This is a genomic window from Streptomyces sp. CA-243310 (assembly GCF_050936775.1).
Classification (GTDB): domain Bacteria; phylum Actinomycetota; class Actinomycetes; order Streptomycetales; family Streptomycetaceae; genus Streptomyces.
Genome location: NZ_JBNJMF010000001.1, coordinates 1,362,765 through 1,379,059 on the forward strand (window position 1 = coordinate 1,362,765; position 16,295 = coordinate 1,379,059).

General features: G+C 70.7%; 14 protein-coding genes. 9 read left to right on the forward strand and 5 right to left on the reverse strand.

The features are described from left to right. Positions 1 to 35 precede the first annotated feature (35 nt). Together ACQEVM_RS06505 and ACQEVM_RS06510 are read right to left on the reverse strand one after the other, a co-directional pair. Positions 36 to 1,421: an ABC1 kinase family protein gene (locus ACQEVM_RS06505; RefSeq protein WP_433075966.1), complete on the reverse strand. Its 1,386-nt coding sequence runs from the start codon at positions 1,419 to 1,421 to the stop codon at positions 36 to 38. Between the two features lie 102 nt (positions 1,422 to 1,523). Beyond that, complete coding sequence (locus ACQEVM_RS06510; RefSeq protein WP_433075968.1) at positions 1,524 to 2,684, reverse strand: ThiF family adenylyltransferase; 1,161 nt, start codon at positions 2,682 to 2,684, stop codon at positions 1,524 to 1,526. 367 nt (positions 2,685 to 3,051) lie between these two features. On the opposite strand from ACQEVM_RS06510, the gene ACQEVM_RS06515 reads away from it, so the two are divergent. From ACQEVM_RS06515 to ACQEVM_RS06530, 4 genes are all read left to right on the forward strand, one after another. Further along, on the forward strand, positions 3,052 to 3,648 hold the full coding sequence (locus ACQEVM_RS06515; RefSeq protein ID WP_433075970.1) for a M48 metallopeptidase family protein: 597 nt from the start codon (positions 3,052 to 3,054) through the stop codon (positions 3,646 to 3,648). A gap of 134 nt (positions 3,649 to 3,782) precedes the next feature. After that, positions 3,783 to 5,456: a TerD family protein gene (locus ACQEVM_RS06520; RefSeq protein WP_433075972.1), complete on the forward strand. Its 1,674-nt coding sequence runs from the start codon at positions 3,783 to 3,785 to the stop codon at positions 5,454 to 5,456. 20 nt (positions 5,457 to 5,476) lie between these two features. Beyond that, the gene (locus tag ACQEVM_RS06525) at positions 5,477 to 6,157 is read left to right on the forward strand and encodes an AIM24 family protein (protein ID WP_433079843.1); all 681 of its coding nucleotides are present in this window, start codon (positions 5,477 to 5,479) and stop codon (positions 6,155 to 6,157) included. A 17-nt stretch (positions 6,158 to 6,174) separates the two neighbouring features. Next, positions 6,175 to 6,930, forward strand: a complete 756-nt coding sequence (locus ACQEVM_RS06530; RefSeq protein ID WP_351378343.1) for an AIM24 family protein — start codon at positions 6,175 to 6,177, stop codon at positions 6,928 to 6,930. Positions 6,931 to 7,043: 113 nt separating this feature from the next. Here ACQEVM_RS06530 and ACQEVM_RS06535 read toward each other — a convergent pair whose 3' ends face one another. Then, positions 7,044 to 7,580: an NUDIX hydrolase gene (locus ACQEVM_RS06535; protein ID WP_433075974.1), complete on the reverse strand. Its 537-nt coding sequence runs from the start codon at positions 7,578 to 7,580 to the stop codon at positions 7,044 to 7,046. Further along, a complete protein-coding gene (locus ACQEVM_RS06540) occupies positions 7,577 to 9,016 on the reverse strand; it encodes a zinc-dependent metalloprotease (protein ID WP_433075976.1) in 1,440 nt (479 codons plus the stop codon). The genes ACQEVM_RS06535 and ACQEVM_RS06540 overlap by 4 nt, the downstream gene beginning before the upstream one ends. A gap of 192 nt (positions 9,017 to 9,208) precedes the next feature. On the opposite strand from ACQEVM_RS06540, the gene ACQEVM_RS06545 reads away from it, so the two are divergent. The 4 genes from ACQEVM_RS06545 to ACQEVM_RS06560 all read left to right on the forward strand — a co-directional run bounded on the left by ACQEVM_RS06545 (position 9,209) and on the right by ACQEVM_RS06560 (position 12,633). Further along, positions 9,209 to 10,390 carry an SDR family oxidoreductase gene (locus ACQEVM_RS06545; protein WP_433075978.1) on the forward strand — a complete coding sequence of 394 codons (1,182 nt, stop codon included), beginning with the start codon at positions 9,209 to 9,211 and terminating at the stop codon, positions 10,388 to 10,390. Positions 10,391 to 10,602: 212 nt separating this feature from the next. Further along, complete coding sequence (locus ACQEVM_RS06550; RefSeq protein WP_433075980.1) at positions 10,603 to 11,064, forward strand: molybdenum cofactor biosynthesis protein MoaE; 462 nt, start codon at positions 10,603 to 10,605, stop codon at positions 11,062 to 11,064. A 178-nt stretch (positions 11,065 to 11,242) separates the two neighbouring features. Then, positions 11,243 to 11,440 (forward strand): hypothetical protein, encoded by a 198-nt coding sequence (locus tag ACQEVM_RS06555; protein WP_433075982.1) that lies wholly within the window; start codon positions 11,243 to 11,245, stop codon positions 11,438 to 11,440. 104 nt (positions 11,441 to 11,544) lie between these two features. Further along, the gene (locus ACQEVM_RS06560) at positions 11,545 to 12,633 is read left to right on the forward strand and encodes a YlbL family protein (RefSeq protein WP_433075984.1); all 1,089 of its coding nucleotides are present in this window, start codon (positions 11,545 to 11,547) and stop codon (positions 12,631 to 12,633) included. 60 nt (positions 12,634 to 12,693) lie between these two features. Here the strand turns inward: ACQEVM_RS06560 and ACQEVM_RS06565 are convergent, their stop codons facing one another. Further along, the gene (locus ACQEVM_RS06565) at positions 12,694 to 13,266 is read right to left on the reverse strand and encodes a PPA1309 family protein (protein ID WP_433075986.1); all 573 of its coding nucleotides are present in this window, start codon (positions 13,264 to 13,266) and stop codon (positions 12,694 to 12,696) included. A gap of 131 nt (positions 13,267 to 13,397) precedes the next feature. On the opposite strand from ACQEVM_RS06565, the gene ACQEVM_RS06570 reads away from it, so the two are divergent. Beyond that, entirely contained in the window at positions 13,398 to 16,277 is a 2,880-nt protein-coding gene (locus tag ACQEVM_RS06570; protein WP_433079845.1) for a UPF0182 family membrane protein, read from the forward strand. Positions 16,278 to 16,295 lie beyond the last annotated feature (18 nt).

Genomic DNA, 16,295 nt, shown 5'->3' on the forward strand with positions numbered 1-16,295 from the left:
ACCGGGCCGGGTCGACACCGCCAGGGGGCGGCGTACTACTCCCTCTGCTCGCAGACCTTCCCTGGGGCCTTCCCGCGTACCGGGTCGTCCTCCCGGTCCTCGGGCAGGAACCCCGGGAGCCAGGACTCCAGTTCCTCGCGGAGCCGCACCGTCGCACCCAACTGGCACAACACACCCAGGGTGCTCAGCGTGACCCGGTGAATCAGCAGGTACGACGGCGGCAGGTTGATCTGTCGTCCCAACTGGTGCGCGGGGGAGCGGGGATCGGCGATCCGAGCCGCCTGGCCGCGCAGCCACGGGCGGGTGAACGTGAACTCGTCCGCCTCGACCGGTTCGAGGAGGGGCTCCAGATAGTCGAGCACCGCCTCCGGGTCCAACTCGATGGACTCCTTCACGAACCCCTCGGTGCACAGGTGCTCGTAGACTCCCTCGGCGTCACCACTCAGCGTCAGCCGCAGCGACCGGCCGATGGGCTCGGGCCAGCCGCCCGGAAGGCGATCGACCGTCCCGAAGTCCAGTACACCCAACCGCATCCGGCCGTCCTCGCCCGATATCAGCCGGAAGTTTCCGGGATGCGGATCGGCGTGCAACAACCCGGTCCGCGCAGGCCCGGAGAAGAGGAACCGGGCCAGCAACTGTCCCGCACGGTCTCGCTCCTCCCGGGTGCCGTCCGCTATCACCTCCGACAGCGGAGTCCCGTCCATCCACTCGGTCACCAGCACCTCGTCGCCCTGGTGCACGACGTCCGGCACGACCACGTCCTCGTCGCCGTCGAACGCGTCCGCGTGCGTCCGCTGAGCCTCGGCCTCCAGCTCGTAGTCCAACTCCTCCGCGACCCGGTCACGCAGTTCGGTGATCAGCGGCTTGATGTCCATGCCCGGGATCAGCGGCCCCAACAGCCCTGCGAAGCGGCTCAGTTGCCTGAGATCCGACAGCAACGCCTCGCCCGCGCCCGGATACTGGACCTTCACCGCCACCTGCCGGCCGTCGTGCCACACCGCCCGGTGCACCTGGCCGATCGAGGCAGCCGCCGCGGGCGTGTCCTCGAACTCCCGGAACAGGTCACGCCAGTCCTCGCCCAGCCGCTCCGTGAGCACCTGGTGCACCCGCGCCGCCGGCAGCGGCGGGGCCGCCTCCTGGAGTTTGGTCAGCGCCGCCCGGTACGGGCCGGCGATCTCCTCGGGCAGGGCCGACTCGAAGACCGACAGGGCCTGGCCGAATTTCATGGCCCCGCCCTTCAGCTCGCCGAGCGTCCGGAACAGCTGATCGGCGGTGCGTTGCTGGAGCTCCCGCGCGACGATCTCCGCCGACTTGCCTCCGATCCGCTTTCCCAGACCCCAGGTGGCCCGACCGGCGAAGCCCAGTGGCAGCGCGGCCAGCTTGACGGTACGGGTGACCGCCTTCCGGGGAAGATCAGACATACGCCCCTCCAGTTCCCAGACAGCCGTGCCGCGAGCGGCGGTTCAGGGGCGCGCCCCCTGAGACAGACAAAACGCATCCTGTCATGGCCCCCGGCGGCCCCTTCAGCCCGATCCTCCCCGTCCCCTCCCCGGCACGGTCGCACCGCCCCGGCCGTGGCCGGCCGGAACCGGCGTCGCGTCCGGGATCGAGACGGCGGAGCACGGGCAGTCCCCATGGGGGCGAACCTCGGAGGGCTCCCAGCTCAGGCCCGGTAACGCCGCCTCCCACCGGGCTCCCGTCGAGGCGGGCAGGTGCCCGTCGAGGAAGGACAGGGCGTGCCCCGCCGCCAATCCCGCCACCGCCGATGCCAAACCCAGATCGCACGCCGCCGTGGTGCGGCGGCGGTGCGCCGACCGCCACTGCACAAGCATCCTGGGCCAGGCAGGGTCCCGGTCGATCCGGTCGCGCTCCATGCAGCCCGCGCAGGCCGTGACCCCCGGCAGGACCAGCGGCCCGACCAGGCCCGTGCCCTCCAACACTCCCGCGTACAGATGCGGGGTGCCCGTGGCCACCCAGTCCGCGGCCGTCTCCGGATCGGGGGCCCACGCCTGGAGCCCGTCCCGAGGAGCGACGACCACCAGGGAGAGCCCAGGCTCCGGTCCCTCCCCCTCCCCGGCCCGGGGGGCGCGTCCCGGGGCGGCCTGCCGCACGAGCGCCCCCGCGGCCTCCGCCCGCAACCGGCCCACGCTCCCGGGCCCCAACCCGCCCGGTGCCACATCGCCCGACTGGACCCGTCCCCCGTCGAGCACCTCGACCCGGCCCACCCCGGCCCCCGCGAGCACAGCCGCGATCACCGCGCCCACCCGCCCGCCCCCGCGCACCTGGACCCGTATCGCCCGCCGGGCCGCGACTCCCCGCAAGTCACCCCCCGGCTCCCGGTGTACCAGCGAGAGCGAGGCGAGATCGGGCCCGAGCCGCTCCAGGCTCTCCGGCCGCCCGCGCACCGCCTGGGCCCGCGGCCCTCCCGCGGTGGCGTCATCCAGGAGTCCGGCCCCCGCCAACCGTCGGATCAACTCGTCCACCCGCCCCTCCGACAACCCCATCCCCGCGCCCTCCGCGCGCAGCAACTCGATCCCCCGTGTCCCGTCGATCCGGTCGATGAACGCCCCGGTGGCCGTGTCCACCGGGCCGAGCACCACCGCGTGGGCGGGCGTCACCCCGAACTGCACCGTCTGTAGATCCCGCCAGGCCCTGGCCAGCGCCGGCTTCACCTTCGGATACATCGTCGTCCCCTCGATCCCGTCCGCGATTTCCTGCGGTCCCTGAGCCCCCGCGGCCCCGGGTTCCTGCCGCCCCGAGTCCGCTTGGTCCGCGAGCCGGCCCGTGAACCGACCCGCGAGCCGATCTGCGAGCCGATCCGTGAAACCGGCGCTTGAGCCAGTCCGCGAGCCGGCCCGTGAGCCAGTCCGCGTGCCGGTCCGCGACCCCCTTGATCCGCGAGCCTCCGAGGCGGTCTTCCGCCTCCATCCGCAACACTGCCCGCCCCCGGGAATCCGTGTGCGAAGTTGTCCACAGGCAGGGGGTATTAGGCATATGAGATGGAGAAAAGGGGTGTGAGGGAGCGTTTCCGATGTCGGCGGCGAATCGATCATGTTCGAAGCGCGGACGAGCGGGACTTCCGTCACGACGAGCGGGTACCGTGCTGGCGTGTCCGCCGATCCCTCGCAGCGCGCCGTCGAAGTCCGCCGGAGCGCGCGCCGCCGCAGGACCGTTTCCGCCTACCGTGAGGGTGACCGGACGGTCGTCCTGATCCCTGCCCGGATGTCGGAGGCCGAGGAGCAGCGCTGGGTGGGCGTCATGCTCGACAAACTCGCCGCCCAGGAGGGCAAACGCACCCTCGGCGACACGGAACTCACCGAACGCGCCGAGCGTTTGTCCGAGCAGTACTTCGACGGCCGTGCCCGCCCCCGCTCGGTCCGCTGGGTCACCAATCAGAACACCCGCTGGGGCTCCTGCACCCCGGCCGAGGGCAGCATCCGCCTCTCCCACCGCCTCCAGGGCATGCCCGAGTACGTCGTCGACTACGTGCTGCTGCACGAGCTGGCCCACCTCCTCGTCCCCGGTCACGGACCGCGCTTCTGGCAACTGCTGGAGGCGTACCCGAAGACCGAACGGGCCCGCGGATACCTCGAGGGAGTGGTCGCGGCCGAGCGCCTTCCCGCGGTCCCCGGAGCGCGGGACGAATGATCATGGGGTGACCGGACGCGATGTGTACCGGGTCGGTACCGACTTGGCTGGATGTCGGCGGAAGCCGTTAGCCTGAGCGGCAGCCGTTAGCCTGCGGCACGCATTCACAGTCGGGATGGGGGACGGTCGGACGTATGGCCAGGGAATTCCAACGCGGCCACAAGGCCAAGATCAGCGATCTGACAGCGGGCACCGATCTGTACGTGGGCGTCCAGATCGCCGGGCCCGGGCTTGCCATCGACATCAGTTGCTTCGGCCTCGATGCGAACGAGCAGCTCTCGGACGATCGCTACTTCGTGTTCTACAACCAGCCGAAGTCGCCGGAAGAGTCCATTCAGCAGCTCGGCACACAGGCGGGCGACAGCGAATCCTTCCGGGTGACCCTCGACCGGATCCCGCAGAACATCCACAAGCTGTCCTTCGCCGCCTCCATCGACGGCCCCGGGCAGATGTCGCAGATCGGTCCGGGCTACATCCGGATCGTGGCCGGCGGTGAGGAGGTCGTGCGCTACTCGTTCACGGGCGCCGAATTCAGCACCGAACGCGCCCTGATGATCGGCGATTTCTACCTCAAGGACGTGTGGCGCTTCGCCGCCGTCGGGCAGGGCTTCGACGGCGGACTCGCCGCGCTGCTGAAGAACTTCGGCGGCGAGGTCGCCGAGGACGAGGAGCCGCAGCAGCAGGCCCCGGCCCAGCCCGCGGGCGCGCCCGGGTTCGCCCCGCCGCCGCAGGCGGCCGCCCCGGCACCCGCCTTCGGCGCCCCGGCCCAAGCCCCCGCCCCGGCCCAAGCCCCCGCCCCGGCCCACGCCCCCGCTCCGTCGTTCGGCGGACCGGCCGGCGCCCCGCACCAGCCGGTGCACTCGGCCCCGACGATGGTCGGACCCCTCACGACGCAGCCCGCCGCGCCGTACGGTCAACCGCCCCACCCCCCGCAGCAGCCCGGAACCCCCTCGTACGGTCAGGTCCCGGGGCAGCAGTCCGGCTACGGCGCCCAGGTACCGCCGCCGGGCCCCGCCCCCGCGCCCTACGGGCAGCAGCCCTCGCACGGTCAGGTTCCCGGCCCGCAGGCTCCCCCGTACGGCGGACAACCGGCCTTCGGCGGGCAGGCGCCCCAGTACGCGCAGCAATCCCGGCCGGCCGCCGCCGGGCACGGCCTCGCGGCCGCGCTCCAGCCGTACAAGGAAGCCCCCACCGGCACCCGCTGGACCCCGCAGAACCAGCAGCTCATGCGGGTGGACCTGTCCATGGGCGGCCAGGCCGTCCTCGCCCGCCAGGGCAGCATGGTGCTCTACCAGGGCAAGGTCGACTTCAGCTACAAGGGAGCCGGCTTCGCGGGCCGCATCGTCGGCAACGCCACCGGCCAGGAGATGCAGCTGATGCGCTGCACCGGTCGCGGCCAGGTCTTCTTCGCCGAGAACGGCGCCCACCTGCACGCCATCGAGCTTCAGGGCGACGGGATCTGTGTCTCCGCGGAGAACGTCCTCGCCTTCGACGAGTCCCTCCAGCACGAGGTCCGTCGCATCGAGGGTCACGGCATTCCCGGCGGCGCCCTGTTCACGATGCAGTTCCAGGGCAGCGGCACGGTGATCGTCAAGACGCAGGGCGTCCCGGTCGTCCTGCCCGTCACCCCGACCACCTTCGCGGACAGCAACGCCATCGTCGCCTGGTCCGCCGCCTCGCAGGTGATCATTTCCAGCCAGGTCCGGCTGCGCCGCAACGCCTACCCGGGCCACAGCGGGGAGACCGTGAACCTCCAGTTCCGCGGCGCGCCCGGCAACTTCATCGTCGTCCAGCCGTACGAGGTCTGAGGGAGCCCGTCATGAACGCCATGAACCAGCAACTCGCGGGATTCGCCCCGACCCCCGTCACGGCCCGCATGGAGAACCACGGCCGAGCCATGCTCAAGGTCGCCATGCAGAGCGGCCAGGACCTGTTCGCACGCACCGGATCGATGGTCGCGTACGAGGGCTTCGTCCAGTACGAGCCCAACCCGCCCGCCGTCCGCCAGATGGCCTCGCAATGGATCACCGGGGAGGGCGCCCCGCTGATGAAGTGCACCGGCGACGGCCTGCTCTACCTCGCCGACTACGGCGCGGACGTCGTCGTGATCAACCTCGACAACGACGCCCTCTCCGTCAACGGCACCAACCTGCTCGCCTTCGACGCCCACCTCCAGTGGGGCGTCGAACGGGTCAAGGGCATGGCCAAGTTCGCCGGTCAGGGCCTGTTCAACGTGCAGGTCTCCGGGACCGGCTGGGTGGCCATCACCTCCCGCGGCACCCCGATCGTCGTCGACTGCGGTCGCGGCGACGACGAGACGTACGTGGACCCCGACGCGCTCGTCGCCTGGTCCCCGAACCTCAAGGTCAAGGGGAAGCGCAGCTTCAAGGCCTCGTCGATGATCGGCCGGGGCAGCGGTGAGGCCTACCAGATGGCCTTCTCCGGCGAGGGAATCGTCGTGGTACAGCCCAGCGAGGACAGCACCGACCGGCTCCGGACCCGGGGCTGAGGGGGAGCGGACACATCATGCAGAGCGCACTTTTCGCCCACGCCGAGGCGCAGTCCCAGGAGCGGTACACCGTCCAGAACCCGCAGTTGCTGCGGGTCTCCCTGAGCGGCACCGACGACGTCCTCGCCCGCAAGGGCGCGATGGTCGCCTACCAGGGGATCATCGACTTCGACGGCGAGTACCAGAGCACGACCCAGCGCACCGCCCGCGCCCGCACTGGTGAGGGCCTGGACCTGATGCGCTGCTCCGGGCAGGGCACGGTCTACCTGGCCAACCTGGCCCAGTACGTGCACGTCGTGGACGTGGACCAGGACGGTCTCACCGTCGACAGCAGTTACGTGCTGGCGCTGGACTCCACCCTGCACACCGAGGCCATCGCGGTGGACAGTCAGTACGGGATCTCCGGCTCCGGCAAGTACCAGCTCAACATCAGCGGTCGCGGCAAGGTCGCCCTGATGACCTCCGGTCAGCCGCTGATGATGCAGGTCACCCCCGACAAGTACGTCAACGCCGACGCCGACGCGATCGTCGCCTGGTCCACCTCCCTGCGGGTGCAGATGCAGGCCCAGACGCACTCCACCGGAGTCTGGCGGCGCCGCGGCAACACCGGCGAGGGCTGGGAGCTGAGCTTCCTCGGCACCGGCTTCGCCCTCGTGCAGCCCAGCGAGGCACTGCCGCCGCAGAACGCCCAGATCGGTCAGGGCGCAGCGGCACAGTTCGGCATGGGCCAGCACGGCGCCCACAGTCAGAACCAGAACAACGCCTGGAACTGATCCACGGCCCGGCGCGACACGGCACGGCGCGGAAGAGCGGCGCACGTCGCGCGTGACGCCGGAAGGGGCGGGTCCCGAGGGACCCGCCCCTTCCGCATGCCGTCCCGGACGTCTCAGAGACGCGCCAGGCTCGCTTCCATCAGCCGCACGACCGAGGCGTCGGCCACCGCCGCCACCTCCGCGTACGGGAACCAGCGCAGGTCCAGCGATTCCTCGCTGATCTCGGCCACCGCGTCGGCCGGGGCCAGCGCCGCGTACTGCACGTCCAGGTGCCAGTTGCAGGGCTCCGGGATCGGATGCCGGTCCAGCCGCACGGGCCCGCCCGGCAGCAGGGTCAGCCCGCCGGCGATCCCCGACTCCTCGACGGCCTCGCGCAGTGCCACGTCCGCGAGGGTGGCGTCACCGGGCTCGCAGTGACCGCCCATCTGGAGCCACATGCCCAGCTTCTTGTGCAGGGTGAGCAGCACGCGCCCCCGCACCGGGTCGATCACCAGCGCGCTGCCCGTGACATGGCCGGCCCGGCAGGGCTTGTAGACCCCGTCGTGGTGGGCGGCGAGGTGCTCCAGGTAGAGGTCCCGCAGCCCGCTCTGCTGCTCGTCGGTCGGCGCGAGATCCTTCAGGACCGCGACCGCGTCGTGGTACAGGCTCACTTCTTCTCTTCACCCTCGCCGTCGTCGCCGTCTCCGGCACCCTTGTCGCCCTGATCGCGCTTCTCGGCGGCCTCGCCGAGCATCTTGTCGATCTCCGAGAAGTCCAACTGCTCGCGGTGCACGAATCCGTCCGGGTCGTCCAGGTCGGAGGCCGTCGGCAGCATGTCGGGGTGCTCCCACAGCCCGTCGCGACCGTCCACACCCCGCGCGTCCGTGAGCGAGGCCCACAGCCGCGAGGCGTCGCGCAGCCGACGCGGACGCAGCTCCAGCCCGATCAGCGTGGCGAACGTCTGCTCGGCCGGACCGCCGGAGGCGCGCCTGCGGCGCATGGTCTCGCGCATGGCGTCCGCCGAGGTCAGGCGAGGCTTGGCGGCCTCGTGCACCACCGCGTCGACCCAGCCCTCGACCAGGGCGAGCGCCGTCTCCAGGCGCGCCAGGGCCGCCTTCTGCTCCGGGGTGTCCTGCGGCTGGAACATGCCGCCCGCGAGGGCCTCCTGCAACTGCTCCGGATTCGACGGGTCGAGCTGACCGACCACGTCCTCCAGCTTCGAGGTGTCGACCTTGATGCCGCGGGCGTAGCCCTCGACGGCGCCGAACAGGTGCGAGCGCAGCCACGGCACGTGCGCGAACAGGCGCGCGTGCGCGGCCTCGCGCAGCGCCAGGTACAGCCGGACCTCCTCGGCCGGCACGCCCAGGTCCTTGCCGAAGCCCTCGATGTTCAGCGGCAGCAGGGCGGCCTTGCCCGCCGGGCCCAGCGGGAGCCCGATGTCGGTCGAGCCGACGACCTCGCCCGCGAGCACGCCCACGGCCTGCCCGATCTGCTGACCGAACATGGCGCCGCCCATGGAACGCATCATGCCGAGCAGCGGGCCCGCCATGGCCTGCATCTCCTCGGGCAGCACCCCGCCCATGGCCGCGCCGACGCGCTCGGCGACCGGGTCCACGAGCTCCTTCCACACCGGGAGGGTCGCCTCGACCCACTCGGCGCGGCTCCACGCCACCGCCGTGTTCGCACCCGAAGGCAGCGAGGTCACCCCGTCCAGCCACAGGTCGGCCAGGCGTACGGCCTCCTGGACCGCCGACTTCTCGGCGACGCCGACGCTGGCGTCCTTCACCCCGTCGGCGGTGCCCTGCGCGACGGTCTGGCGGGCGATGTCCTTGGCCATGTCCCAGTTCACGGGACCGCCCTCGTAGCTCAGCATCTGGCCGAGCTGCTGGAAGGCCGCGCCGAGGTCGTTCGGGTTCATGGCACCGAACATCGAGGCGAACGGGTTGTCCGCACCGCCCGGGCCGCCGGCGCCCGGCAGGCCCATGCCCGGGAACCCGAACGGATTCGCCGGGCCGCCCTGACCGCCCTCATTGCCCTTCTTCTTGCCCTCGTCGCCGTTCTCCGGCTCCTCCGGCGGAAGGCCGAATCCGAATGGGGTGTCGCTCACGGGGTTTCCTCGGCTCGTAGGGCCGCCGGCGGGAGCCGACGGCAATGGTCCGACAACACCACCCAGCGTAGACACCCCGCCCGCTTCCGGGCTCGGTGCTCCGCCGGCTCCTGGGCTGCGGCAGGATGGACGTCACCTGGTAGGTACGCGTCACGGCGCGTCCCTACTGAAGACAACCGCTGGAGACGCCTGGTGAGTTCCCCGGATCCGCAGCTTTCGGACAAGCACAGCCGCGCGCCGCAGGACGCCGAAGACAGCCCTGAGCACGGTGACAGCGCCCCTGACGTTCGCCAGACGCGAAACGAGAACGGCCTCCGCCGGCACAACCCGGTGATCGCCGTGACCGGTGCCGCGTCCGGCGTCGGCGCCGCCCTGGTGGCCCGCCTCGTCGAATCCGACGAGGTCAAGCAGGTCGTCGCGATCGACGAGCGCCGCGGCGACTGCGCGGCCGCGCAGTGGCACGTCCTGGACGTACGGGACCCCGCCATTGCCGAGAAGCTGCGCGGCGCGGACGTCGTCGTCCACCTCGCGCTCGATCTCGACCTCGAAACGGATCCGGCGGCCCGTACGGCGTACAACGTGCGCGGGACCCAGACCGTCCTGACGGCCGCCGCCGCGGCCGGGGTGCACCGGGTCGTGCTGTGCACCTCCGCCATGGTCTACGGGGCGCTCCCGGACAACGACATCCCGCTGACCGAGGACTCCGAGCTGCGCGCCACCGCCGAGGCCACCGGCGTCGGGGACCTGCTGGAGATCGAGCGGCTCGGTCGCCGGGCACCCCGCGCGCACCCCGGGCTGAACGTCACCGTGGTGCGCCCCGCCGTCCTGGTCGGAGGCACCGACACGGCGCTGACCCGGTACTTCGAGTCGCCGCGCCTGCTCGTGGTCGCCGGATCCCGGCCCACCTGGCAGTTCTGCCACGTCGAGGACCTGGTCAGCGCCCTGGAGTACGCGGCGCTGGAGAAGGTCGAGGGCGAGTTGGCGGTCGGTTGCGAGGGCTGGCTGGAGCAGGAGGAGGTCGAGGAGCTGAGCGGCATCCGCCGCATGGAGCTCCCCTCCGCGGTCGCCCTGGGCGCCGCGGCCCGACTCCACCGGATCGGCCTGACGCCCTCCCCGGCCGGCGACCTCGCCTACACGATGCACCCGTGGGTGGTCAGCGTCAGCGGACTGCACGCGGCCGGTTGGCGGCCCCGCTGGACCAATGAGGAAGTGCTCGCCGAACTGCTCCAGGAGGTCGCGGGCCGGCACACCGTCGCGGGCCGCCGCCTGGGCCGCAAGGACGCCGCCACGGCCGCCGGCGCCGCCGGCGCGACCGTCGCCCTCCTCGGTGCGGCAGCCGCGGTCCGCCGTGCCCGCAAGCGCCGGGGGATCTGAGACGCCGGGCCGACGCCCGCCCCGGACCGCCGGCCCGGGGCGGGCCCGGGATGCGGGTCGGGGCCGGATCGAGGTCGGATCGAGGTCGGGCCGGGCCACGGTCGAGAGCGGGCCGGAGCCCCACGTCCTGTAGGAGGCTCCATACGACCGGGTCGCACAGCCGGTCGAATCGGCTCTACCGCGATCCGAAAGCCGTGGTGCACGATGGCTGTATGGCTCCGCACTTCGACCACCCCGGCGAGCAGGCCGCTCCGGACCCGATCCGCCTGCTCGAAATCCGTGAGACCCCGCTCTCGATCGACGAGGTCTTCCAGGCCGTCGGGGACGACGCGACGGGCGGGACGACCCTCTTCGTCGGCACCGTGCGCAACCACGACAGCGGAGCGGACGTGGACTCCCTCGGCTACTCCTGCCACCCGACGGCCGAGGCCGAGATGCGCCGCGTCGCCGAGCGCGTCGTGGCCAAGTACCCGGTCCGCGCCCTCGCCGCCGTCCACCGCGTCGGCGACCTGGCGGTGGGCGATCTCGCGGTCGTCGTCGCCGTGTCCTGCCCGCACCGCGGCGAGGCCTTCGAGGCCTGCCGGATGTTGATCGACGACCTCAAGCACGAGGTGCCGATCTGGAAGCACCAGACGTTCGCGGACGGATCGGAGGAGTGGGTCGGCGCCTGCTGAACCCTCCCGCGCGACCTCCGCACCCCCGATACACCCCCGGTCGCGGGGCCGCCCCCGCAAGGGGGTAGCCTCGCACCCGTTCGGCCGCGCAACACGCCCCCGATTTGCGTAACCCCTTTCCGGGCACGAGCGTTGAAGCCACCAACGACACGTACTTTCGGGGCAGGGAGGCACGTCCATGGCGTCATTGGCGTGGTTGCTGATTCCGCTGTTCGCCGCCATCGGCGCGGCGATATGGGGCAGCTGGGCGGCTCGCGACCGGACATCCGGCGACATATCCGAGCTGGCCGGCTACGCGAGGTTCCGCGAGGTCATGGACAAGACCGACCACACCAGGACGAAGGCGGAGGCGCACTCCGGTTCCGATGCCGCCTGAGGCGTCCCGCGAGTCCCTGAGAATCGCCTGAGAGTTCCCGCGCACGACCCCGTACGGCCCGGCCCCACGGGCCGCCCGCCAGGGGCGTCCCGTACTGTCGATCCATGCCACGCCGCACCGCGACGATGCTCGCCTCCACCCTCGTCCTGTTCGCGCTGCTCTGCGCAGGGGTGTTCCTGAAGGTCCCGTACTCCGAGATGAGCCCGGGCCCCACGGTGAACACGCTCGGGGACTCGCGTGGCGAGCCGGTCCTCGGCATCTCGGGGCACAAGACCTACCCCACCAGCGGTCACCTCAACATGACGACCGTCCGGGTCACCGGCGCGGACTACGACATGAACCTGCTGGAAGCGGCGTACGGCTGGCTGTCCGGCGACAACATCGTCGTACCGCACGAGAACCTCTACCCGAACGGGAAGACGGAGAAGCAGTCCACGCAGGAGAACGCCGAGGAGTTCAGCCAGTCCCAGGAGAGCGCCAAGGTCGCGGCGCTCAAGCAGCTGAAGATCCCCGTCACCCCGCACGTCATCGTGTCCTCCGTGGTCAAGGGCGGCCCCGCCGAGGGGAGCCTGCACGCCGGCGACGTGATCAAGTCCGTGGACGGAACCCCCGTGGCCGAGGCCGCCGACGTGGCCAGGCTCGTCACCAAGCACAAGGTCGGGGAGCCCGTCGAGTTCGTCGTCGTCCCCGCGAAGGAGATGGCGGAGGCGGAGAAGGCCAACCGCGAGCCCGGCGCCACCGCCAAGATCAAGGTCACCACGGGCAAGGCGGAGGACGACGGCCACGCCATCGTCGGGATCCGGGCCGGGATCGACCACACCTTCCCGTTCCCGATCGGCATCAACCTCGCCGATGTCGGCGGCCCGAGCGCCGGTCTCATGTTCGCGCTCGGCATCGTCGACAAGCTGACCCCCGAGAACCTCACCGGCGGAAAGTTCGTCGCCGGCACCGGCACCATCGACGACGACGGCAAGGTCGGACCGATCGGCGGCATCCAGATGAAGACCATCGGCGCCCGTCAGGCCGGAGCCGAGTACTTCCTGACCCCGGCCGACAACTGCGCCGCCGCCTCCTCCCACGTGCCGGACGGCCTCACGCTGGTGAAGGTGTCCACCATCGACGACGCCACCAAGGCGCTGGAGAAGATCTCCAAGGGGGAGACGGCAGGGCTGCCGAAGTGCGGCAAGCCCTGACCGGCCCCCGACGGATACGCGCGCGGGTACGCGCGGGTTGACGGGACTGACCGGGTCCGGTCAGTCCAGGAAGGTCGCGGCCAGCGCCTCGGCCAGCCCCGGCACCAGGGTCGCGCCCGTCAGCACCTCGGTCGACGAGTCCTTCTCGCGCAGCCGGACCGCCGACTCACGGGACCCGTCCCGCAGGACACCCACGGTCAGCCGCACCTCCTGCCGGTCCGGATGTGCGGCGACCCACTTCGCCAGCTGCTTGTCACCGAGCCCCTCGGGGACGGAGGCCTCCGCGGACGGCGGCAGCATCAGGCGCTCCACGGTCAGCGCGCAGCCGACGATCGCGGCGGGCCAGGCGATGGTTCCCAGGAACTTGTCCAGCGGGGTCCCCGCGGGCACCTCGTCCTGCTCGATCGGGGTGAGCTGGCTCTTGCCCGCGTCGTCCTGGTCGAGGCCCAGCTGCCGGGCGAGGCCCGGCTCCTGCTTGCGCAGCTTGGCGGTGTCGACCAGGGCGAACAGCCGGGCCGGTTTGTCCCAGCCGAGGGTGGAGGCGTACTCGTCGATCTCAAGGACGGCGCGCGTCAGCGGGGAGGCGGCCATCGGGGTGCCGGCGGAAGGAGAAAGGTTGGACATGGACAACATCCTGCCTCCTTTCCACCCGATACCGGGAACTGACTAAAGCCTCAGTAAGTTGCATGAGTGGGCTCTACGATCGGGGGCCCGTTGATGACCAGACCCAGCGACTTTCAGAGGTGCGCACCTTGGCTTTCCAGATGCCGGACCGCGGCGGAGGCCCTTCCGGGCCACGGATGAGAGTCGGCCGCCCGTCCCGGCGTGCCCGGACTCTATTGATGACCTTGGGCGTCCTCGCCGTCCTGGCCATGTTGTTCATCATGTTCGCGGGCTTCTGGACCGACTGGCTCTGGTTCCGATCCGTCCAGTACTCCTCGGTCTTCACCACCACCCTGTGGACCAAGGTCGGCCTCTTCGCCGTCTTCGGCCTGCTGATGGCGGGTGCCGTCGGGTTCAACATCTGGCTGGCGCACCGACTGCGGCCGCCGCTCAGCGCGATGTCGATGGAGCAGCAGAGCCTCGATCGCTACCGCATGAGCGTCGCGCCGTACAAGAAGTGGCTGCTCCTGGGCATCGCCGCGATCATCGGCCTGATCGCGGGCGCCTCGGCGGCCGGCCAGTGGAAGACCTGGCTGATGTACGTGAACGGGGTGCCCTTCGGACAGAAGGACCCCCAGTTCGGCCTGGACGTGTCGTTCTACACCTTCGACCTGCCCTGGTACCGCTTCCTGCTCGGCTTCGGCTTCGCCGCGATCGTCCTGTCGGTGATCGCCGCCGCCGTCGTGCACTACCTGTACGGCGGACTGCGCGTCACCAGCCCCGGCGCCCGGGCCACCGCCGCGGCCACCGGGCACCTGTCGGTGCTCCTCGGCCTCTTCGTGACGTTCAAGGCGATTGCCTACTGGCTCGACCGGTACGGCCTCGCCGTGAAGTCCAGCGACTTCAAGGCCGCCGACAACTGGACCGGTCTGCGCTACGTCGACGCCAACGCCTACCTGCCGGCCAAGACGATCCTCGTCGCCATCGCCGCGATCTGCGCGGTCCTGTTCTTCGCCACGCTGTGGCGCCGCACCTGGCAGCTGCCGGTCATCGGCTTCGGCCTGATGGTCCTCTCGGCGATCCTGATCGGCGGGCTCTACCCGGCGATCGTGCAGAAGTTCCAGGTCCAGCCGAACGAGCAGGCCAAGGAATCGCCGTACGTCCAGAAGAACATCAAGGCGACGCGCGACGCCTACGGGATCGCCCAGTCCGAGGTCAAGGAGTACCCGGGCGTACCGCAGACCGAGGACAAGACCAAGCTGCGCCAGACCGCGGACACGACGGCCAGCGTCCGTCTCCTCGACCCGAACATCGTCTCGCCGGCCTTCCAGCAGCTCCAGCAGGTCAAGGGCTACTACGGCTTCCCGTCCACGCTCGCCGTGGACCGGTACAACGGCCAGGACACGGTCATCGGCCTGCGCGAGCTGAACATCGGCGGCATCCCGAAGAACAACTGGATCAACGACCACTTCAAGTACACCCACGGCTACGGCGTCGTCGCGGCCAAGGGCACCACCGTCGGTGACCAGGGCGCCCCCGACTTCACCCAGTCCGACCTGCCCTCCAAGGGCATGTTCGGCACGGACTTCGAGCAGCGCATCTACTACGGCGAGATGACGAAGCAGTACTCGATCGTCGGCGGACCGCAGAAGGAGCTCGACTACTCGGACGACAAGGGCGAGAAGGAGACGAGCTACAAGGGCGACTCCGGGGTCAACCTCGACAACCCGGTCAACCGGGCGGCGTACGCGCTCTCCTTCAGCGAGCCGCAGATCCTGTACTCCGGGGCCATCGGCGAGGGCTCGCGGATCCTCTACCACCGCACGCCCAAGGAGCGCGTCGAGGCCGTCGCGCCGTGGCTGACCATCGACGGGGCGCCGTACCCGGCGGTCGTCGACGGCCGGATCAAGTGGATCGTCGACGCCTACACGACGACCAACGGCTACCCGTACGCCTCGCGCACCACGCTGGGCCAGAGCACCGCGGACTCGCTGACCAACAGCCAGCGCGCGGTGGTCGCCCAGGAGAACCAGGTCAACTACATCCGCAACTCGGTGAAGGCGACCGTCGACGCTTACGACGGCACGGTCGACCTGTACCAGTGGGACAAGGCGGACCCGGTCCTCAAGACGTGGATGAAGGCGTTCCCGGGCACGGTGAAGGCCAAGAGCGAGATCCCCAAGGCGCTCATGGACCACCTGCGCTACCCGCAGGACCTCTTCAAGGTCCAGCGCGAGCTGCTCACCCGCTACCACGTCACGGACCCGCAGACCTTCCTCAGCGGCAGTGAGGCCTGGGCCGTCCCGGACGACCCGACCGTCAAGGCGGGCACGGCGCTTCCGCCGTACTACCTGTCGATGAAGATGCCGGGCCAGCAGGAGAAGGACCAGGTCTTCTCGCTCACGACGACGTTCACGCCGAACGAGCGGGACAACCTGAGCGCCTACATGGCGGTCAACGCCGAGCCGGGCACCCCGGACTACGGCAAGATCAGAATCCTGAAGCTGCCGACCAGCAAGCCGGTCGACGGCCCCAAGCAGGTACAGAGCAAGTTCCAGTCCGAACCGAAGATCGCCGAGTCGATCCGCCTGCTGCGCGGTGGAGACTCCGAGGTCGAGTACGGGAACCTGCTCGCGGTGCCGCTGGACGGCGGCATGCTCTACGTGGAGCCGGTGTACGTCCGCAGTTCCAACCTGAAGTACCCGCTGCTGCGCAAGGTGCTGGTGACCTACGGCGGCCAGACGGCCTTCGAGGACACGCTGGAGAAGGCGCTGAACGTGGTCTTCGGGGCGGAGGCGCCGACCGTGCCCGTGACCCCGGAGAACCCGCCGGGCGAAGGAACCGTCACCCCGCCGACCGCCCAGGACCCCACGGTCAAGGCGGCGCTGTCGGACGCGCAGAAGGCCATCGAGGCGGCCGAGAAGGCCCGCCAGTCCGGTGACTGGACGGCGTTCGGCAAGGCGCAGGAGGACATCAAGGCGGCGCTTCAGCGGGCGATCGACGCCGAGGCGAAGATCACGGCCCCCAAGTCCGGAGGCTGACGATCACTTGGTGATGGC